The organism is Peribacillus sp. NPDC060253 (assembly GCF_042727425.1).
In the GTDB taxonomy this organism is placed as follows: Bacteria; Bacillota; Bacilli; order Bacillales; family DSM-1321; genus Peribacillus.
Genome location: NZ_JBHXAS010000032.1, coordinates 1 through 21,592 on the forward strand (window position 1 = coordinate 1; position 21,592 = coordinate 21,592).

A 21,592-nucleotide genomic window follows, 5' to 3' on the forward strand; every position below is an offset into this window, starting at 1 on the left:
CAACAGAGAAAATAAAAGTTATTATACAATAATAAAAGGAGGGCTAGGTATGGCAACGATAAATAAACAGAAAATTGTGGATAGCGTACCCCAAAAAGGTTTTTTTGGGAACCCGAAAGGATTATTCACCCTTTTCTTTACTGAGTTCTGGGAGCGTTTCTCCTATTATGGCATGAGGGCCATTCTTGTTTACTATATGTATTATGAAGTTTCTAAAGGGGGACTAGGTCTTGATGAAACAACAGCACTTGCCCTAGTATCCATTTACGGATCTTTAGTATATATGTCCGGTATAATTGGCGGCTGGCTAGCCGATAGGATTTTCGGGACTTCAAAAGCCGTATTTTACGGTGGTATCTTGATCATGCTCGGGCATATTGTCCTTGCTGTACCAGGCAGTCTCTCCCTGTTCTTTGTTTCCATGGTACTTATCGTTCTGGGTACTGGTTTATTAAAACCGAACGTCTCCAGCATTGTTGGAGAAATATATGCGGAAAATGATGAGCGCCGGGATTCCGGTTTCAGTATATTCTATATGGGTATCAACGCGGGAGCATTCCTTTCACCGTTTGTTGTCGGTACAGTCGGAATGAACTACAGCTTCCACCTTGGTTTTGGACTTGCGGCAATTGGTATGTTACTTGGACTCATCGTCTTTGTTGCAACAAAGAAAAAGAACTTGGGCCTAGCCGGGACTCTTCCTGCTAACCCTTTATCACAAGATGAAAAGAAAGCGACATTCACTAAACTGGGAATAGCTACATTGATCGTAGCGGCCATCATTGGCATCACTGCTTCTGCAGGTATCTTGACGATTAAGACCTTTATTAATCTTGTAGGTATCCTAGGGATCGTTATTCCGACCCTTTATTTCATTTTCATGTATCGCAGCCCTAAAACAACTTCTGTTGAACGTTCCCGCTTGATTGCCTATATTCCTTTGTTTATAGCAGCTGTCATGTTCTGGGCGATTCAAGAGCAAGGTGCAACTATATTAGCAAGCTATGCTGACAAACGGACACAGTTGAATTTTGCTGGAATAGAAATAAACCCGGCATGGTTCCAATCATTGAATCCTTTGTTCATCATTACTCTTGCACCAGTATTCGCATGGTTATGGATTAAATTAGGTAAGCGCCAGCCAACCATCCCACAAAAATTCTCGTTAGGATTGTTCTTCGCTGGTTTATCATTCTTGGTAATTCTGCTTCCTGTTTATTTCGGCGGATCAGACTCATTAGTCAATCCACTATGGCTTGTACTAAGCTATTTCCTTGTAGTACTTGGAGAACTTTGTCTATCACCTGTTGGACTTTCAGCAACAACTAAATTGGCTCCAGCTGCCTTCTCGGCACAAACGATGAGCTTGTGGTTCCTGGCAAGTGCAGCAGCGCAAGCGCTGAACGCGCAAATCGTCAGATTCTACACTCCGCAAACCGAAATGGCTTACTTTGGCGTGATCGGTGTTGCTTCCATGATCCTTGGACTGGCCCTGTTGGCCTTATCACCAAAAATTCAAGGGTACATGAAAGGCATTCGCTAACACAAGGCCTGTCAGTTTGTTAAGAAAAAGAATATGTATATGAAGAAGATGACCTCTGTATAGGGTCATCTTCTTTTTTTATTCCAAATGTCATTTTTCGTGTTTCTTGCATAACGGGAGTGGGGGATTCAATTCGATATTATTTTGAAATTTTATTTAAGGTTAAGATTCAAAACTTTATTTATTAACTTTTTTTTAATAAGATCCACACTGAACACTAATACAAAAAACAAAATAATCTTGGGAATGTGTCCGATATCCATTAAAAAATAAATGCAAATTCCTAAAATTAAATAAATCGAAAATAGATAATAAAATAAATACCTAGCTATAGAACGAGCTGAGTATCTATCCCAATTCCGCTTAACACAATGGTCTTGCCTAGCCTTTTTTCCAGCAGCAGCTGCTTGAACATTTGATACATTCATACTGAAAAATAATGAAATACTCAAAAGAATAATTAATGCAGGGTTTACGAACATTTTATATATTTTTGCTTTTTTTTGCCATCACTATTACCTCCTGATTATATCCAGTAAATCCATAATAAATTGTTTTTTAACTTTGATAGATTCCAAAAGTGACCAGTGGAATTCCGGAAATGACACCGTTCCTCCTAGTTTTAGGAAAGACAAAATAGCCCTTAAAAAAGGGCTACTGGAAAGTCTTAAAATGTGATTTTACATTGGTTAAATAAACCTTAGAAATGAAAATGAATGATGCTGTGGAAAAGAGTGATTGGCTATTAATTACTCGAATGCGGGCACCTATAAAGTTGGGCAATTGGTTGCATTTTAGGGAAAGTCATACAATAAATACTGAACAATATCCGAAATGAACTCTCAAAGGTTCTTACAATCTTTAGACGGAAATAAAGGACAGTTAACTTTTGGTTATCATTACCAATAATAACAATGATAAGTATTTTCCTCGATAGATAACAAGGTCTATTACTTAGATTTGAAAATTAGAATATATTTCCCTATGTGAGCGTTAATAAGCTACCACTCCAAATTCCTCATTTTACAAAAACATATAGATTTTTCCATTTATTTGTAATAGTATCATCTTTATTAAAAGCTGAATTTTTTGAAAATGGAGGCGGAAAAAATCCTTAAAAGAATCGTGCATATTGAAGATTCAGATAGCGCGCTAGATCAAAGCAAACTTATTGGAGGATCTCCAATAGACTCTGTTGTATTCAGTAACATATTTTCTGATAGAACGAAAAAAGCTTCTAAAATGCTATATTCACAATTTAATATGGAGACCACTTTAGCCATACCATATACCGATCAACATTCAAATTTAATGAAAGATTACGTTAGCTTACTAACAGAATTAAAAATTGGAAAAATAATTTTGAAGATTGGAACATGGGGAATCAACAATTCATTCATGGATCCGGGTGGATTCCAGTATCAAAATAAAAAATCAATCCAGGATTTACAATCTTGGATTTCTGATTTTAAAAAAAATCATGATATCCCAATTTATTTACATCCGATTAGACAATTATCACTATCCCCTCAATTATTTTATAAAAAGATAATTACTGAATTGAGTGATTTACATATTCCTTTATCAATCGATTTAGGCTGTGTATTGTCTGACTATAAAAACTGGGGAACGGAGAACAAAAAAGAAATTCTTGGGATTCTTAAAGGAAATCCTTTAATCTCAATGTTTTGGTTAAGCGCTGTTAGAAAGGCTGGAGATGCCTATATACCATGTGCTTGTGAAAGAGTGGATGATGAAATATGGGATATGTTGGGTTTATTAACATGTGAAGATTCTGCATTGATATTAATGACAGACAGACTGTCTAATGATTCACAAATTACTGCGGATATAAAAAAACTAATGAATGTAAAGGGAGCCGTGCCTAAACATGAGTACTTCAATTAAGCATGAGATAGCCTTACAGGATTTGCTTGTGAAAATGAGCATTGACCCTAAGTGGAGTCCAGATATCAAAGGTGGAAAATTCCAGCAAACAGTAAAAAAAATGGGCAAAGAAGAACTGCTTCATGTGAATTTACATGCATTTCATTCAGAAAGAAGAGGAAGGTGGTTACAAATCCTAGCCCATTTAACAACCATATTCTCAAATGGTGTCCCCTTATTAAGCGAAGAATTAAATGCCTCTATTGATAATGAATTAATAGAAACAAGTATATTTAACGAATTCTTTTCATCTCCTTTTTTATGGAACATCGAGTTCAGCATTCCTCACCCCCTAGGCTATGGCAAAGGAATAGAAAAAGCTACTGCTTTTATTTACTTTCTTAGATCGCAAAAAGAAATGCTTCCATTAAAACTGGTGGAACTTTTCGAATTAGAATATGCCATATTCAAAGCTTCCTATAAATTACCTAGCAAAAATACGTCCTTAATTGAGGGGACTCTTTATAAAAACACTTCAGCTACAATTATCAAAACTAAATATGATGTATTAAGCGTAATTGAGGGTAACAATGAATTTCATCCATTATTACCATGCGAATCTTTTTATATCGTTTCACCATTAAATAAGACTTATAGAATAAATGCAGATTACTTTAACCTTTTATCTTCTTACGAGGAAGGATATACAACAGATAATCTTAATGATTCTGAAAGACATATAATTTCTTCTGCCTTAAAACTCAGAATACTTTGTGCTAACGCTTTGGATATAGATGAACAGCTTATTACACTTAAACACTAGCATTAATCAGTTTAGTACATGGATATGATATAGCGCACCAAACCAATAATAAATTTTAATACATAGTGGGGGAAGGAGGAACGTATATGGATAAATCAAATAAAGACCTAGATTTAAATGCAGATAAAAAAGAACTTTCATTAAATGAGTTACAAGAGCTTGTTGCTCCCGGGTTTCTTGAAGCCAATCCAAATGGTGGCTTACGAGATGCCGTATTAGGCCAGCTTCTTGGGCCACGTACTGATAACTAATTTTAAGGAGGGGAAGATTATATGGAAAAAATAAAAAAGAATACCGAACTAAATTCCGATAATAAAGAACTTACATTAAATGACCTGCAAGAACTTGTAGCACCTGGTTTTCTGGAAGCTAATCCAAACGGTAGCTTAACGGATGCCGTATTAGGCCAGCTTCTTGGACCACGTGTTGATAATTAAAGAGTAATTGACTAGTATTTAAATTTATTATTTTTGGTGCGTTATGCCATATCCATGTATTGGTTTTATTTAATATCATGTTCAATTTGGAGGTATAAAATGTGCGGTATATCTGGGTTTCTTGGAAGGGAAAATAACAAACCTTTATATGTAAAGCAATGTTTAAATGGAATGATGCATCGAGGACCTGATAATTGCAGAATTGTGGACTTAGATCATATTTCAATGGGAACTGTTAGATTATCAATTAGAGATACTAATGAAGAAGCCAATCAACCATTCATTAGTTCTTCTGGGAGATGGATCGTAACCTTTAATGGAGAATTAAATAATTTTCAGCAGTTACGGATTGAGTTAGATTGTTCATGGAAAACAGAATGTGACACAGAAGTAGTGGCAGAGCTGTTTGAAAAGTTCGGGAATGAAGGGTTACAAAAATTAAGAGGAATGTATTCCATTGCTGCATTTGATACTCATACTGAAAAACTTTTTTTAGCGCGTGATTTTCCAGGAATCAAGCCTCTATATTGGGCAAAAACTAAAAATCGAGAATATATCTATGCTTCTGAATTCCCTGCATTACTAAACACGTTGAAAAGTTTACATGAAGAGTGCCTAATAACAGAAGAGCAATTCTATGAATATCTCATGTATCGAGACACATTACTTGAACCAATGACTTTGATCGATTCTATTAAGAAGGTCTCACCAGGGGAAACGCTCGAATTAAGTTTAGATAAAGAGATCGTCTCACATAAGCTTTCGAATGCTTATGAAAAAAATAAACCAGCAGATTTAGAAAGTCTTTTTACTCAAGCGATAACAAGTGTAATGGAACCGAATCAAAAATTGGGCATGTTCCTATCTGGTGGAGTTGATTCAAGTACGGTTTTATCAGAATTAGTATCTCAAGGTGCCAATGTAGAAGCATTTACGCTAAGGTATGAAAAAACAGGTGATTTTTCATATTCTGAAGTGCCCTTTAGTAAGTATGTTTGTGAATTTTTGAATGTACCCTTAAATGAAGTGATTCTATCAGAAAAAGAGTTTATTGAATTATTGCCCGAAGCGTTATCTAACCAGGATGGATTATCAATGGATCCAACCATAGTTGCATATTATGCTTTAGGAAAAGCCGCAGAAAAAAGAGGTCTAAAGGTTGTTATTACAGGTACAGGCAGCGATGAAATTTTCGGGAGCTATGACTGGCTGCATTCGGATTCAATGGAACAATTCGATCATTGGATGAAATCGGCTACAACAAAAAAATTATTAATGATTGATGAGGATGTCTGGAATCATATTGGTGAAACATGCTTTCAAGACCGAAAACATAAAATAGAAGGTTTCATGACGAATGGAGAAAATTTAGGAAATGCAATCCGTAGCTTTGGTTTTTATCATTTAGAAGCTGATGCGTTACCGAGAGTGGATTTAGGGACAATGAATGCTTCAGTGGAATGTAGAGTGCCATTGTTAGATCAAGATTTTTTACATGCAGCCTTGTCATTACCACCCGATAAGGAAAAAAGCCTTTTCCGTAATCTCAGTAAAAACAGAATTCCTATTGAAATACAAAAAAGACCGAAATGCGGATTTCCTCATCCTGTTTTTATATGGATGAAACATGGTGAACTAGGAAGAGTTGCTTATGAATTTTTAAAAACAAGCCAGTTGAAAGACTTAATCAATTTTAAAGAATTAGATAAGTTCCTGAATGATCGTTCAAGTCTCTTAGGAAGGAATCCCTCTGCCCATTTATATGATTTAGGAAGTTCATTTTGGTATTTATATAGCTTTGCACGATGGTGTGATATACATAAAGTAAAAGTGCCAATTATGAAGCGTCAGGAGGTCATTTATGAAAACTGAAACACTTTCGAAAAAAGAAGCGACATTGGGAAAAAAATTAGGGATAGGTGTTGCTTGGATAGACTCTCAGGAGTATTTAAGATTTATAAACAGCGAATTAGATCCCTTATACCACTATATCGAGGTACACCTCCCATCCAATATTCAAAATGTGCCGTCAAATTTCGAAAAAATTGCTCATTGCAGCACACTGCCATTGGCGGATATACATGAACCAACAAAAGATCTAACAAAAGCAGTCTTTCAACAAGCCAAAGAAATTAAAGCCCATTGGATCGGAGAACACCTTTCCATTTTAGGAACTACAGATGGGCTTCAATTTGGTTATATTTTTGCTCCAATTAAAGATGCAGGTTTAAAGAATAGAGTTATAAAGAAAATTAAGAGTTATCAAGAAACATACGGGATACCGTTTGTTATTGAATTAGGACCTCGATATCATGATTGGGGAGGAGTAGATGTTTTAGAGGACTATAAATTATTGAAATCAATTTCCAGTGAAGCCAATATTCCAATCATTCTCGATATTCCTCATACATGGGCAACTGCTAAAGCGTTTAACAAATCTTTTGAGGATTTGTTAAGCCTTTTGAAAGGAGCTCATATTACCGAGATTCATATTGGAGCTAGCGGTGTATCCAAACAGGGACAGATTTCTTTTGAACAAAGCTGGAATCAACTAGTCATTTGTTTAGAAATGTTCCCTGATGTTCGAGGTATTACTGTTGAGTTGGGGAAAAATACAAAAATAGAAGACTATTGCAATACTGTGAGAGAAGTATCAAAAAGATTCCAAAGCAGTAAATGGAGGATTAATAATGAAAACAATTGATTTTAAAAACTTATTAACTCCAGCAAGTGTAGATATTAATAGCGATGTTCACAAACAATTGCTTTCTCTTAGAAATATTAAAGCTTTAGAGTTAATCCATGCAAATGAAGCTGAAAACCTAAAATGGTTGGGAGATGCAATCAAGATATTCAGGAATTGTAATGCAGTAGAAAGAAATATTGTTCTTAATAAGCCGTATGTTTACTTATGGATTGAACAGTATAAGAATTTTTCCTCAATGGACGAAATAGAAAAACAAACGTGGATTTGGAATGGTTTTCTGCACATATTCTTACAATTGAAATATAAAATAAATGCTACGCTAGAAAATTTCGAGCTCAGATTTAGCGTGGAACCAAAGGATCTTTTTTTCATGAAAGACCTGACAGAGAATCAAGATCCTAAAGAAATTCTGGTAATAAGTGAAAATAACCACATTACTTTTGAAGTGGAAAAAGAAAATTACAAAGTGAATGGAAAAGATCTTAACAAATTATCGAAACATCCATTCATTACAAATGAAGTTTTTTGGTTCGAGGAATATGTAAACATTGCATCCTCTGCCGAATTGCGTATGAATATGGGAAGCACTGAAATTGTATCGCAGGAGATAAAGGAGACTTTTGAAGAAGCGTTGCAATTAATCAAAAATACTTGGCCGGAAATGTTTGACGAAATTGATAATAATATAGAAAACATTGTGTTTTTCAACCCACCTGGTCTACCTTTCTTTTCTGATTTTCGAGTACATGGTATAATCTTTGCTTGTCATGTTTCAAGACCTGTAGTTAAAGTTGCTGAATGGTTAATACATGAGGCAAGTCATGGTAGATTAAATACACTTATGTGCGCAAGGCCCCATATTTTCAACGATATGAAGCCTATTTATAGGTCACCATGGAGAGATGAATTAAGACCTTTATACGGTATTTACCATGGATGCTTCGTGCATTGCAGAGTATTACATTTTTATCGGTTATTGAAACAAAATCGGTCTATTGATCATGCAGAATTAATTAATGAAGAAATAGATAGAATTAGAGAAGAGTTACAACTCGGTTTATCCACGATTCAAGACCATGCTTCCTTGTCGCCTGATGGAGAAACACTCGTACATGACATGCATAATTTGGTTATGGGATAGTTCCAAAAGGTTAAACGTTTTACAAGGTCATTTTGCATTCAAATTAGTTGGGGGTATCTTATTGCACTTATTACATCAATATAAGAAATATACACCATTATTAAATGAAAAAAGGTTTCCTTATTTATGCTTATCTGAATCACTTTCCACACTTGGTAACATGGCACAAGGAATAGCTCTTGCTGCCTATATTTTCACTTTATCTCAATCCGTATTCATCTTTGGTCTATTTCTCATTATTCGTTTCGCACCGCAATTTTTACTTTTTTCAATTGCCGGCAGTATAGTTGATAAATATTCTAGACGGTTTACCTTAACAATAATAAATATATTGTTAGCACTTTTAACATGTGTAATGGCATTTAATTCTCACAGTACAACCACCATTCTTATTATCACATTGCTAATTGGCATTATCGAGCTACCTTATCATCCTGCCCTTTCCTCAAGTATCCCATCTCTTGTGAATAAAGATCAGTTAGGCTTAGCTAACGGGCTAATGGGGATTTTAACAAGTATAGCTAGAGTAATCGGTTCAGCGATTGCCGCTTTCGGATTATTAAATGACACTGTAACCGGTTTGCTGATTTTTAATGCAATTACATTTTTTATTGCTGGAATAATAACTTGGACTAAGCTTCCCACTGCAAATCTGGATAATGATTCTTCTAGTTTGGAAGGTAGCCAGGAAAGCACAAGCTCCAAAGAAAGTGGATTAATAACCAGTGTCAAATATATAAAAAATCACATGGTTCTAAAAAACCTGATTTTCGGATCATTTTTGATTTGGGGATGTCTAAGCATCACAGATGTTTTGTTAGTTCCCTTGCTAAACTCCACCATTCAGGACGGTGAGAAATATTATGGTGTTTATCGATTTATTGCAGCTCTAGGTATGTTGATAGGGAATTATTTAACGGTTCCTTGGAGAGAAAAATATTTGTCTTTGAAAATAACTAAATATGGATATGTATTACCTTTGGTCATTTTATCGTTTAGTAGTATTGGTATTGCTCTGTCACCCTTTATATTAGGTCCCATATTATATTTATTTTTATGGATAGCCATGTTTCTTCCATCCAATTTATTAAATGTTGAACTTCAAACTACGCCAAATCACATTAGAGGGAAGGTAATTTCCATTGCGGATGCATTAGATGGAATTTTATTTATAATGTTGACTGGACTTTTACCTTATTTATCTTATTTCATAAGTGTTGAAAAATTGCTGATAGCTGCTTCTTTACCCTTTGTAGTTATAAGCTTAATTTTAACCTATAGCTTCATAAGATCCTTTTATATCAATAAAAAGAACAAAAGCTTGGAGGTAACATGAGAAGTGAATTTTTAACGAAAAACTTTAGAAATATCAACTTCCACCTTTTGCCTTCGAAAAAGTATTTTCAAACTACAATCGCTGTCAGAATGTATTTGGACCTTGATGAGAAAGTGGCTACTGGTGCTGCATTACTACCATATATTTTACTGCATGGAAGTGAACAATTTAGAAACAATCTTATAATCCAGTCAAAACTTGATGTAGAGTACGGAGCAAAAATAGGAGTTTCCATTGATAAAAAAGGCAATAAACAGGTTTTGTGTTTGTCACTTAAGTTTTACAACCAAAATCACAAAATAATCAATCCGGAAATATTAAATATTTTGCATGATTTATTAACCAAACCATTAATAACAAAGAAATCAGTTGAAATTGAAAAAAAGCTTCATGTATCAAGAATCCATAATGAGATTTTTAATGCGTATAATTATTCTTATAAAAAGAGCCTTCTATATCTACAAAGCAAACCACAAAACTTGTATATTGACCAGATAGGATCCATCCATGAAATAGAAGAGTGGAATGAGACAAATTTGGCCTCTCTCTATCAAAAGATACTTCAAACATCCTCCATACATATGTATGTAATTGGAGACTTTAATGAAGAAAATGTTTTGGAACAATTATGTGGCTATTTCCAGATAGAAACTGATGCCACAGGCCAAACAATTATTCCTCCATGCCCCGTGCAAAGCAATATAAAAACATATAATTCCGAAAAATATCAGTTTAAGCATTCGATAATGACGACATGTTTAAGTACAGGGGGAATCACGTTTAAAAACAAAGATTACCCCGCATTAGTGGTGTTTAATCGGCTTTTAGGTGGGTCCGCACACTCAAGGTTATTTATGAATGTAAGAAATGATCTCAATGCCGCTTATTCAATTATAAGCATACTGGATGCGATAAATGGTCTTCTATTCATACAAACAGCTATTGATCCCGCTTCTGAAGGAATGGTGCTTAGAAAAATATTTGATGAAATCAAGTCGATAAAAGAAGGGGCATTTACAAAAAAAGAACTAGAGGCCACTATAAAAACGTTGATAAATAGTTATAAACTATCTCAAGATTCCCCAATTAGCCTAATTGATTTTCATCAAAATGGGATCGTTAGCGGTCAAGTTAGGTCCATGGATGAAATGATAGATTACATGGATCGTATAAAACCTCAGGATATACAAGATGTCGCTCAAGTTTTACAAGGTTATTCCATTTACACTTTGGGGGAGAGATAAGGAGACCGCATGTTTACTGGTAGTTTTATAGAAAAAAAGAAAATAAACGGGTTAGATACTTATTTAGTAAATAAAACTGGTTTTCACGAAAATTATATTCTCCTATCCATCGACTTTGGAGGGATGGATAGCCATTCCATTTATCATGAAAAAGAATGTAATGGAAAAATCCCTTATGGAACGGCTCATTTTTTAGAGCATCTAATTATACAAAACAATCAATTCGATGCCTTACATAGATTTGGGGAAATGGGATCTTCTATAAATGCTAGTACGAATTATGAATATACCTCATTTGTAATATCTTGTACGGAACAGCTTGAGTTAAATATTCAAATGATTTTAAAACTTGTTCAATCCATCTCTATAACTAATGACATAGTGGAAAAAGAAAAAAAAATCATTAAGCAAGAAATTTTACATTCACAAAGTAATAAGAAAGCCAAATGCTTCACTAATTTATTATCAGACTTATACGGGGATGAAAGCGGGGGAGCACAACCAATCGTAGGGAATTTCGCGAGTATAGATTCAATGGATGCCAACATCATGGAGAGGTGTTTTCAGAAATTCTATTCTATTGAAAATATGAAATTGATTATAATTGGAGATATAATCCCTGAAGAAATCTATTCAATTATAGGAGATGAGGTTACGGGTTCTACTTTGAAAGAAAAAAATAGATACTTGCCTTTATTACCTGTCAAAAGAGAGAGTTTAAAGATCGAACCGATTAATACTAATCAATCGGTCTTATTATTGGGAAGTACGATTGCCAATGAAAGTGTGACCTCATCTGATACGGATATCCAAAATGAATTTATGATAAGAATAGGATTAGAAATACTATTTGGCAGAACCTCCGACTTTCAGCAAAAAATCTATAGTCACTCTCTTGTTGATAGAGACATCGATGTAAAATACGAAATATCCAATAGTTATTCTTTCGCCTTTTTAAGTGCCATTACAAGCAAACCATGTGTACTTATGGAAGAAATTAGATTTGCAAAAAATAAGATACAAGCGCGAAGTATCGATGATTATGAATTTTTGATTTCTAAACGAAGGATTATCGGAATGATTATCGACGTATATGATAATCCAACAAAATTAGCGAACTCCATTCTTCATTATTCTACAAGAGGAATGAATTTCTGTGATGTTATTAAAGTGATTAACAAGATTACAAAAAAGGAGGTTATTGATGCTTTATATTCACACATTTTAATCTAAAATGAGCAAGCGGCCATAAATTCCTTTGAGTCTTGTGGCATAATAATTTTTTTACTGGGTTTTCAGGTAAGAAGGATTATAGTAAAGAGGTTTTGGGACGTTTTGCGAAGAGGTTGGATTTGATATAGGATGTTTTGGCAGCTTACCAGATTTATAATGGTGTGAACTGGGGGTTCAGCTTTTTTCAATGAGGAAATCCTTGTGGACCTTATCCGTGTTCTTTCTTTTAATGGCTGCTTATTTCACGAAAACAAAAGATTCAATCGAAAAAGAACCGGAATGAAACACTCATCCGGTTCTTTTTGGGTCATTTTGCTGCTGGAATCAATCCTTTATGAATGGAGACTTCTTGTATGGACCGGTAGACGGTTTCGACCATGATCTTCAGTTCCTTTTCTGACATGGAAAGAATCGGCATCATCGTGATGACTGGACCAAGCTCCCGAATGATCAGGCCATTTTCCCGTGCGGTTTGGATGATTCCGGAAACGACGTTTTCCTGGAGCGTGAACGTTTCTTTTGTTTGGCGGTCTTTCACGATTTCCACTCCAATCATGAAGCCGCGCTGGCGGATATCGCCGACTATCGGAAGTTCGTATAGCGCTTGCAGTTTTTCGGATAGATATTTTGATTTTTTCTGGATGTCTTCAATGAGATTGCGGCTTTCCATTAGCTCGATATTCTTCAGGGCGAGTGCACAAGCTAGCTGATTTCCTGTATAGGTGTGGCCGTGATAAAAGGTTTTATGTTCTTCGAGTTCTCCTAAAAAGGACTGAAAGATCTGCTCGTTCATGATGGTTGCTGCAAGAGGCATATAGCCGCCAGTGATCCCTTTGCCCATGCACATGATATCAGGGACGACATCTTCATGTTCGCAGGCAAACATCGTACCGGTGCGACCGAATCCTACGGCCACCTCGTCACAAATTAAAAGGATATCGTACTTCCTGCATAATTGTTCGACCTCTTTTAAAAAGCCTGGTGGATGGGTTATGATGCCTGCGGCACCTTGAACGATTGGTTCGATGATCATTCCTGCAATTTCCTCTGATTGTTCTTGCAGTAACTTCTCCAGTTCCTTCAAACAATGGTTTTTCACTGCTTCTTGATCTCCGTATTCTGTCATGTGATACACATATGGTGAAGGGGCGGAAATCCGTTCGAATAATAGGGGCTTAAAGATTCTATGGAATAGATCCATTCCGCCCACACTCACGGCTCCAACCGTATCACCGTGATATGCTTCGTCCAGGGAGACGAATTTGTTTTTATGCTGATGTTTGACGGGATCGATATTCTGCCAATATTGATAAGCGACTTTAAGGGCGATTTCCACAGCTGCAGACCCCGTGTCAGAGTAGAAGACCTTCGATAAATGACCAGGTGTGATCTCAGCCAGTTTTTTTGCCAGTAAGATCGATGGTACATTTGCAGATCCCAGCAGGGTCGAGTGCGCGACTTTGTTCATTTGTTCAATAAGAGCGCCGTTTAATTCCGGCTCATTATGTCCGTGCACATTCACCCATAATGAAGCATAGCCGTCCAAATATCGTTTGCCATCCACATCAATCAGGTAGCTGCCTTCGCCGCGCTCGATGATTAACGGTTTACTTTCCCGATACGTTTTCATTTGTGTGAATGGGTGCCATACATATTCCTTATCCCATTGTTCTAATTCCTGTCCATTCATGCTTGGAACACCTCTTTCAGTTGTTGGGTATAATCTTGATCACGAAGTAAATCAAGGGTAAGGCTCCTTAAGTCTTTTCTAACATCGGCAAGTGTTGGAATGCAGGCGAGACCAGTGAGACCTGTCAGCTTTTCTATGGTTGCGATATTATCATTTTGAATCCGATCATCTGGAATATAATGGTTATATACAATCGCTTTAACGTATATATCATGAATTTGGGCATAGGAGTGTGTCGTCACGACATGATGGATCGCGCCTAAACCACATGTGGATACGAATACGACAGGCATGCTGCAATCCCTAATGAAATCCTTCGTCATATAAAAACTGTCCGATCGTTCAATGAGCGGGACAGCCAATCCACCTGCACCCTCGACTAATACGATGTCATACATTTCCTCAAGCTCATGGACTCTTTCCACGACTTTCTTTACATCGATCTGACTACCAGTTAATTTAATCGCCAAATGTGGAGAGGTTTCAGGTTCAAGCATGTAAAACCCTGATCCCTTTACACCTAGTTCCTGCTCGAACCAAGAAATGTCCGGGTATGTTTTCGATTCCTCGATGATTCCAGTTTGAAACGGCTTGAAAATCGTAACGCTTTTTCCTAATGCTTGAAGTGACAGATAAAGTGCACTCGTGACAATCGTTTTTCCGATATCCGTGCCAGTTCCGGTTATAAAGTAGGCTTGGCCCATGGATGATTCAGCTCCTTTATGTTTATATATCTTGCAATGCGTGGACGTACTTGTTGAATGATGACAGCACATAGAATGCACAGCAGCAAATCACCTGGTGTAGGTAATAAGAAGCCGTAAAGAATCGTTTGGTTGATTGAAAGCGGCGTTTCCACAATCCACTTCATTGCGCCGTACAGCCAGATGCAGCCGATTAAGTAAACAGTGAGCAATGTGGCAAGATTAGCAAAGAAAATGGAACGAATCGTGGAGAGATTATACCGGTTGATCAGTCTCCCGTTTACATAGGCCCCCAGTATATATCCTAGTAAATAGCCGAAAGTTGGTTTGAATATATAGCCTAACCCACCGCCCTCAGCAAACACCGGAACTCCGATGAGTCCAATCAAGACGTAGCATAACTGACTGAGCAAACCAAGACGTGGCCCCAACAATGCGCCGGCTAAATAGACTGCCAGAATTTGCAGCGTGAATGGTATGTATGGAATCGGTATTTTAATAAAGGCACCAATTGCGGTTAATGCGGTAAAAAGGGCCACATAAGAAATCGTTCTTGCTTTCAAGTTTCTAACCTCCTTTTTTGAAGTTGTAGACAAGATGCCCACTATTAGTTTGCCTGATTCATATTTTATATGTCAACTAATTTGTAGTTTAGTTAACATATAAAGTGCAATCTTCCTGATGATCAAAAGGACAGACTAGGAAAATATTGAAAATTAACATTGAATAATATTTTGTTTGTATGGTATTATTCATCCATATGTTAACTATAAAATGAATTGGTTAACATATTAAAGCGTTTGGAGGTTCGCTTATGACGGGAAATCTATTTTTGAATGATGAGCTTACTGCTGAAACATTATCTTATTCTGCAGAAAGCTTCAAGCGAGGATGGGGCGGATGTTTACACAAACGGTACGGGGCCCTCATCATGGTGGATGATGCACATGCGAGGCTGCAGTCGATATCATTCTAACTGAACCCGAACGCAGAACGCATCTTCAAAACATGAGCCGACGTCTTTTTAACGAATTGTCCGCTCTTGGCTACACAGTATCTGGGGGAGAATCTCCATTATCTGCGGTGAACCGGAACGGGACATTTTCCTTTCCAAATAATTACATAAGTACGGAATTTACGCATCAGCGATTCGTCCTCCAACAGTAAAGAATGGAGCTTCTCGAATTCGGCTCACTTTAATGGCGACACATCATGAACAACACATCAATCAGGTGATAGATGTGTTGAAAACAATCCGTTCCAATGGATTCAGTTAATAGGGGATTCGTCGCGGCAACAGTTATCGGAAGGCATATACAACACTAAAAGAAAAGAGGAATGGGATTTGGAAACATTAACAAGGGATTGGAAGAGGTTAGCGGAAAACGTAATCAAAGGGTATAAAGTGACAGCGGATGAGGCATTATCCATCGTGCAAGCCCCAGATGAAGAAGTTTTGGAAATTTTGAATGCAGCATACCTCATACGTAAACATCATTATGGAAAAAAGGTCAAATTGAATATGATCATCAATACGAAGTCAGGGTTATGTCCCGAAGATTGCGGTTATTGCTCGCAGTCCATCGTATCGGAAGCCCCAATCGATAAATATGCATGGCTGACTAAAGAAAAGATTGTCGAGGGAGCACAAGAATCAATTCGTCGTAAAGCGGGTACGTATTGCATCGTTGCTTCCGGCCGGCGTCCAACCAACAGGGAAATTGATCATGTCATTGAAGCCGTCAAAGAAATCCGCGAAACAACGGACCTTAAAATCTGTTGCTGTCTAGGCTTCCTGAATGAAGAACATGCCGGCAAACTAGCGGAAGCTGGGGTTCACCGCTACAACCACAACTTGAATACATCACAGGAAAACTACAGCAATATTACATCGACACATACATATGAGGACCGGGTAGATACAGTCGAAGCTGTGAAAGATGCTGGAATGTCTCCATGTTCCGGTGCCATTTTCGGTATGGGGGAATCTGAGGCGGAAACGGTGGAAATCGCTCTATCCTTACGCAGCCTTGATGCGGATTCCATTCCTTGTAATTTTCTCAATGCAATTGACGGAACGCCACTTGAGGGAACTTCCGAGCTTACACCTACTAAATGCTTGAAATTGATTTCAATGATGAGATTCGTTAATCCGAGTAAAGAAATTCGTCTGGCCGGCGGTCGTGAGGTCAACCTCCGTTCCGTGCAGCCCATGGCACTTTATGCAGCCAATTCGATCTTCGTCGGCGATTATTTAACGACAGCTGGCCAAGAACCAACGGAGGATTGGGGAATCATCAAAGATTTAGGGTTTGAAATCGAAGAGTGTGCTCTTTAGAGCAGTAAGAAAACATGGCAAAAGAGAACAGGAAGGCTGCTGATCCAGTAGCCTTCCTGTTTTAAAATGTCTCGTGAATGATAGAGCCTGTCCGGGAAACATCGTAATCACCTAAAGCATCGATTTCCGCTCGAAATGGTTCCGAGGATAGGATACTTTTGACGATGTTTATGATGTGCTCGTTTTTCGGCGTTTTTAATAGAACAAGGTCGTAGCGTTCCGTAATTAATGGAATGAAATCGACTCCGACCATTTTTGCCGCTTTTTCAATTCCAACTCCTACATCCGCACCCCCTGACGAAACAGCTGATGCCACACTTAAATGGTTGGTTTCTTCGTTTTCATACCCTTTAAGGTTTTTGGATGGAATTTTGTGGATCCTTAGCTGCTCATCAAGAAGGATTCTTGCACCAGAACCTCTTTCCCTATTGATGATGGTCAGGTCCTTGTTTAAATCAATCCAGCTGGTGAGATTGAAAGGGTTACCCTTTTTAACATATAAACCCGCTTTTCTTGAAACGAGATTAAGTAAAATATAGGGGTAGCCGACCAAGATCTTTTTTATATATGGAAGATTATATTCACCTGTATCTCCGTCAAACATGTGTAAACTCACGATGTCCGAATCACCATTGTACATGGATATAAGTCCGCTCAAACTTCCTATATTGGACCGTAGTGTTTTATGGCCGGAATCCTTCGTGATATACTGCCCAAGTATATCCAGCACCATGTCCTGACCGCTGATGACAAGAGTTTGTGTTTCCTTCACTTCGTTCTGATGAGGCTCGGCAACAGGGACCTGGGATGCATGGGATTTCCCGTCAGTGATATATTTCTCCAGGTCCTTTGCATCCATTCTCATTTGCCTGCCCACTCGGAATACAGGCAGTTCCCCTTTTTTAACAAGGTCATATATCGTCAATTTAGATACTTTTAAAAGCTGTGCAACTTCTTCGATTGTATAGGATAGCTCCTGCGACATGTGCATCCCTCCGCCCTTATTGTATCTTAGTGCCCTTTAGAAAGTAAATTCACAGGGAAAGGGGATTGATGTAAACCCTGAATTTTTGTTTTATACTGTTATATCTAATTATAACTAGTTATAATTAGATGTAATTATTTATAACAAGATAGGAAGGAAAAGTGACAATGAAAAAAATATATCTAATGATTTTCTCGATTATGCTGCTTGTGATTGTGGGGACTGGGTGTTCAAAAGATGAAGGGGAAAATACGGAAAAGAAGGCGCAGCAAGACGGCGAGAAAGTGGAATTGACGGTTTCCGCAGCTGCAAGTTTACAAGATGCTTTAAATGATATAAAAGCGGATTTTGAAAAGGAAAACGCAAATGTGAAAGTTCAATATAACTTTGGCGCTTCGGGAGCTCTTCAGCAGCAAATATCCCAAGGTGCACCTGTTGACCTGTTTTTCTCAGCTGCAGAAGATACATTTGATAAATTAGTGGATGAAGATCTTATTGAAGAGAAAAACGGGATCGATTTAGTCGGTAATGAACTGGTGCTGGTGGTGCCAAAAGATTCAGATAAGGAAATGGGTTCGATGGAAGACCTCACAAAGGCTGATAAGATTTCGATCGGTACGCCAGAGTCTGTACCAGCAGGGCAGTATGCGAAACAAACATTGGAAAACTTGAATCTCTGGAAAGAGGTTGAGGATAGAGTGATATATGCCAAGGATGTCCGGCAAGTGCTTACATATGTAGAAACGGGAAACGTGGAAGCAGGGCTCGTTTATAAAACGGATGCGATGAACTCATCAAAAGTTGATATCGTTGCAACAGCCAAGGAAGATATACACGATCCCATCATTTATCCGGCAGGCATCATTAAAGAAAGTTCTCACCCTAAAGAAGCGAAGCTATTTTACGACTATCTTCAAAGCGAAGATTCTGCCAAGATTTTTGAAAAATATGGATTTGGAGATTTGGACTAATCCCGCAGTTTTGTTAAACGATCAGCTTCTACCTAAAGATAGATTTCTTTCCATAAAATAAAGGCCACCAATTTGGTGGCCTTTATTTTTGTCGCTCAGCATGGGTGAATGAGGGGAATCCTCCAAATTTATGAATTCTCCTTATCTTCTAATGTTTTATAAAGACACTTATTCAAGTCAATCTTAACGCAATTTGAAAAAAGGATTAAAAATTAATTAAAAAGCGAAATAAAAAGCAAAATAATGCTAAATTGAAGAAAGAGCATTTCAAGAATTAGTGGAAACGATTAAAATGCAGGACTTTGGATAAATATAGAGGGAATTGAAATTTTAAACGGAATATTTAGGTTCGTGTAAAGTATGGAGCTAATATTCAAATTCGATAAATACATATGGATATGGATGCATATTCCACTCAAGTAGGAGGGTTTTAAATGAAACAGCGTATTTTGGTTGTAGAAGATGAAATCCAGATAGCAACGATATTAAAAATAGAACTCGAATTTGAGGGGTATGAAGTGCTTGTTGCCCATACCGGCAAGGCGGGGCTGGAAGCCGCATTGCACGAAGAATTAGATTTAGTACTTTTGGATGTTATGCTACCTGAGCTGAATGGCATTGAGGTTTTAAGAAGGATACGAAATGAGAACACATTACTGCCAATCATCCTATTAACAGCTCGTAATATTACAATGGATAAGGTGGCAGGGCTGGATCAAGGAGCCAATGACTATATAACGAAGCCTTTTGAAATCGAGGAATTATTGGCAAGAATACGTTCATCCATACGTCAGAATTCAATAACTGCCAATGCTACAAGAGAAGAGGAAACAATCTTATCAATAAAAGATTTATTCATTAATCTCGATACGAGAGAGGTTAAGAGGGGGGATTCTTCCATAGCGTTAACCCCAAAGGAATTTGATTTACTCGTTTATTTACTTTCCAATAAAAACAAAATCGTGACGCGAGAAAATATCCTGATGAATGTATGGGGTTATGAGTATGAAGGGGAGACCAATGTAATTGATGTGTATATCCGTCATTTAAGAAAGAAAACGGAAGAAGGTTTTTCTGATCCGATCATTATTCAAACGGTTAGAGGAATTGGCTATACAGTAAGGGAGAAATAAGTAATGAAAATTACAACAAAAATTAACCTGATTACGACAGCTTGGATACTCTGTGTGTTGGTTGCAGTCAATGCTGTTGTATTTATTTCTTTCATGAAAATTACTGTAAATATGGAAGAGGATGTATTGGTGCACAAAGCCCAAAATGTCATTGCCGAAATAAAAATGGATGATGCGCCTCAAGAAATGGAAAAAAAATTAACCACATATTTAACGAATCATTCATTTATAAGAATTATACAACCTGACTCGCAAATTAGAAGTGAAGTGTCCAGCGACCATTATTTGCTTACTAAATTTAAAGGAGAATTTTCTAGCGAACAAGAAGCCCATAGAAGCACAATTAGACAAGCTAGCAAAGAAGAACAAATATTAATCGTTAGGGTTCCCATCCTATCTAAAGGTAAAGTTGTTGGAACTTTAGAAATTGGAGATAGATTACTAGGACTGGAATTAGGGAAGGATGTATTACTTTCCATTCTGACATTTTGTACCCTATTAGGGGCAGGGTTATCGCTGCTAGGCGGCAGGTGGTTATCAAGTGTAATTATGAGACCTATTTCCAATATGATAAATACGATGGAGGATATTGAACAAAGCGGTATACCCAAAAAAATCATCATTCAACATGAAACAAAAGATGAACTGCAAAAAATGGCGGTTACTTTCAATCGGATGATGGGCAGATTGGATGTGAATTTGGATAAACAGAAGCAATTCATTTCAGATGCTTCTCATGAAATAAAGACACCGCTAACGATTATAAAAAGTTATGCCGATCTCTTGAGAAGACGCCGCATAAAAAGTGAAGAAAAAGCACTTGATGTGATAAATGTCATTCATTCAGAGGCAACCCGAATACAGAAAATGACGGAAAGGCTGCTGGAATTAGCCGATACGGAATTGGAAATTACCTTAGATTATAAATCAGTGAATGTAATAACGTTATGTGAGAACGTATTTAAACAATTCAAAGAGGTTTATGGGCGAGAAATAAACTTTCATTACGAAGAAGATTCCATTACGGTTATAGCAGATGAATTGAAGATAAAACAGGTGATCATCATTCTTTTAGATAATGCAATCAAATATAGTACAGACAAAATTGATGTGTATGTAAAGGTTCAGCTATACTCTACCGTCATTCGGGTAAAAGACTATGGTATTGGAATACCTGAGCGTGACATAGAAAATATCTTTGAGCGTTTTTATCGTGTGGATAAGGCTAGAAGCCGTGAGACAGGTGGATCAGGGCTAGGTTTATCGATAGCAAATAATATAATGAAGCAACATAATGGAGAAATTAAAGTGGTTAGTGAAGAAGGAATTGGAACGGAAGTGGCATTATTCTTACCCAAAAGGTAATCCGTTTCTTGTGCATGAAAATTTGCCGTAAAATACAAGATTGAGGTGTTCTGTG

General features: G+C 37.1%; 20 protein-coding genes. 16 read left to right on the plus strand and 4 right to left on the minus strand.

All coding sequences use genetic code 11. The features are described from left to right. Nucleotides 1–49 precede the first annotated feature (49 nt). From ACFWE9_RS10860 to ACFWE9_RS10910, 11 genes are all read left to right on the plus strand, one after another. Entirely contained in the window at nt 50–1,543 is a 1,494-nt protein-coding gene (locus ACFWE9_RS10860) for a peptide MFS transporter (RefSeq protein WP_230158843.1), read from the plus strand. Nucleotides 1,544–2,638: 1,095 nt separating this feature from the next. Continuing rightward, nucleotides 2,639–3,451, plus strand: coding sequence for a hypothetical protein (locus ACFWE9_RS10865; protein WP_377356738.1), 813 nt, complete (start codon nt 2,639–2,641; stop codon nt 3,449–3,451). Further along, on the plus strand, nt 3,435–4,253 hold the full coding sequence (locus tag ACFWE9_RS10870; protein WP_377356740.1) for a hypothetical protein: 819 nt from the start codon (nt 3,435–3,437) through the stop codon (nt 4,251–4,253). The genes ACFWE9_RS10865 and ACFWE9_RS10870 overlap by 17 nt, the downstream gene beginning before the upstream one ends. A gap of 86 nt (nt 4,254–4,339) precedes the next feature. After that, a complete protein-coding gene (locus tag ACFWE9_RS10875) occupies nt 4,340–4,504 on the plus strand; it encodes a hypothetical protein (protein ID WP_230158848.1) in 165 nt (54 codons plus the stop codon). A 21-nt stretch (nt 4,505–4,525) separates the two neighbouring features. Further along, nucleotides 4,526–4,690 carry a hypothetical protein gene (locus ACFWE9_RS10880; RefSeq protein WP_230158850.1) on the plus strand — a complete coding sequence of 55 codons (165 nt, stop codon included), beginning with the start codon at nt 4,526–4,528 and terminating at the stop codon, nt 4,688–4,690. A 99-nt stretch (nt 4,691–4,789) separates the two neighbouring features. Beyond that, nucleotides 4,790–6,562, plus strand: a complete 1,773-nt coding sequence (gene asnB / locus ACFWE9_RS10885) for an asparagine synthase (glutamine-hydrolyzing) (RefSeq protein ID WP_377356742.1) — start codon at nt 4,790–4,792, stop codon at nt 6,560–6,562. Continuing rightward, the gene (locus tag ACFWE9_RS10890) at nt 6,552–7,394 is read left to right on the plus strand and encodes a multinuclear nonheme iron-dependent oxidase (protein ID WP_230158857.1); all 843 of its coding nucleotides are present in this window, start codon (nt 6,552–6,554) and stop codon (nt 7,392–7,394) included. Before asnB ends, ACFWE9_RS10890 begins: the two co-directional genes overlap by 11 nt. Next, the gene (locus ACFWE9_RS10895) at nt 7,381–8,538 is read left to right on the plus strand and encodes an aKG-HExxH-type peptide beta-hydroxylase (RefSeq protein WP_230158858.1); all 1,158 of its coding nucleotides are present in this window, start codon (nt 7,381–7,383) and stop codon (nt 8,536–8,538) included. The genes ACFWE9_RS10890 and ACFWE9_RS10895 overlap by 14 nt, the downstream gene beginning before the upstream one ends. Nucleotides 8,539–8,599: 61 nt before the next feature. Further along, complete coding sequence (locus ACFWE9_RS10900) at nt 8,600–9,874, plus strand: MFS transporter (RefSeq protein WP_377356744.1); 1,275 nt, start codon at nt 8,600–8,602, stop codon at nt 9,872–9,874. Next, nucleotides 9,871–11,118, plus strand: coding sequence for a M16 family metallopeptidase (locus ACFWE9_RS10905; RefSeq protein ID WP_230158861.1), 1,248 nt, complete (start codon nt 9,871–9,873; stop codon nt 11,116–11,118). The genes ACFWE9_RS10900 and ACFWE9_RS10905 overlap by 4 nt, the downstream gene beginning before the upstream one ends. A gap of 9 nt (nt 11,119–11,127) precedes the next feature. Further along, on the plus strand, nt 11,128–12,351 hold the full coding sequence (locus ACFWE9_RS10910; protein WP_377356747.1) for a M16 family metallopeptidase: 1,224 nt from the start codon (nt 11,128–11,130) through the stop codon (nt 12,349–12,351). Nucleotides 12,352–12,658: 307 nt separating this feature from the next. Here ACFWE9_RS10910 and bioA read toward each other — a convergent pair whose 3' ends face one another. The 3 genes from bioA to ACFWE9_RS10925 are packed head-to-tail and all read right to left on the minus strand — an operon-like array spanning nt 12,659 to nt 15,308. Then, complete coding sequence (gene bioA, locus ACFWE9_RS10915; RefSeq protein WP_230158865.1) at nt 12,659–14,041, minus strand: adenosylmethionine--8-amino-7-oxononanoate transaminase; 1,383 nt, start codon at nt 14,039–14,041, stop codon at nt 12,659–12,661. Further along, nucleotides 14,038–14,745, minus strand: coding sequence for a dethiobiotin synthase (gene bioD / locus ACFWE9_RS10920; RefSeq protein WP_230158866.1), 708 nt, complete (start codon nt 14,743–14,745; stop codon nt 14,038–14,040). The genes bioA and bioD overlap by 4 nt, the downstream gene beginning before the upstream one ends. Beyond that, nucleotides 14,724–15,308 carry a biotin transporter BioY gene (locus tag ACFWE9_RS10925; RefSeq protein WP_230158867.1) on the minus strand — a complete coding sequence of 195 codons (585 nt, stop codon included), beginning with the start codon at nt 15,306–15,308 and terminating at the stop codon, nt 14,724–14,726. Before ACFWE9_RS10925 ends, bioD begins: the two co-directional genes overlap by 22 nt. Nucleotides 15,309–15,559: 251 nt before the next feature. Here ACFWE9_RS10925 and ACFWE9_RS10930 point away from each other — a divergent pair, with 251 nt between their 5' ends. Together ACFWE9_RS10930 and bioB are read left to right on the plus strand one after the other, a co-directional pair. Continuing rightward, on the plus strand, nt 15,560–15,721 hold the full coding sequence (locus ACFWE9_RS10930; protein ID WP_377356750.1) for a hypothetical protein: 162 nt from the start codon (nt 15,560–15,562) through the stop codon (nt 15,719–15,721). 369 nt (nt 15,722–16,090) lie between these two features. Beyond that, on the plus strand, nt 16,091–17,083 hold the full coding sequence (bioB, locus tag ACFWE9_RS10935; RefSeq protein ID WP_230158870.1) for a biotin synthase BioB: 993 nt from the start codon (nt 16,091–16,093) through the stop codon (nt 17,081–17,083). Nucleotides 17,084–17,144: 61 nt separating this feature from the next. On the opposite strand, the gene ACFWE9_RS10940 is transcribed toward bioB, so the two are convergent. Continuing rightward, nucleotides 17,145–18,068, minus strand: a complete 924-nt coding sequence (locus ACFWE9_RS10940) for a helix-turn-helix transcriptional regulator (protein ID WP_230158872.1) — start codon at nt 18,066–18,068, stop codon at nt 17,145–17,147. A gap of 167 nt (nt 18,069–18,235) precedes the next feature. Between ACFWE9_RS10940 and modA the strand changes: the two genes are divergently transcribed. The 3 genes from modA (at nt 18,236) to ACFWE9_RS10955 (ending at nt 21,537) form a co-directional block, all read left to right on the plus strand. Continuing rightward, nucleotides 18,236–19,039, plus strand: a complete 804-nt coding sequence (gene modA, locus ACFWE9_RS10945; protein ID WP_230158873.1) for a molybdate ABC transporter substrate-binding protein — start codon at nt 18,236–18,238, stop codon at nt 19,037–19,039. Nucleotides 19,040–19,473: 434 nt separating this feature from the next. Then, nucleotides 19,474–20,172, plus strand: coding sequence for a response regulator transcription factor (locus tag ACFWE9_RS10950; RefSeq protein WP_230158875.1), 699 nt, complete (start codon nt 19,474–19,476; stop codon nt 20,170–20,172). Between the two features lie 3 nt (nt 20,173–20,175). Next, nucleotides 20,176–21,537 (plus strand): sensor histidine kinase, encoded by a 1,362-nt coding sequence (locus ACFWE9_RS10955; RefSeq protein WP_230158877.1) that lies wholly within the window; start codon nt 20,176–20,178, stop codon nt 21,535–21,537. The last annotated feature ends 55 nt before the right edge of the window (nt 21,538–21,592 follow it).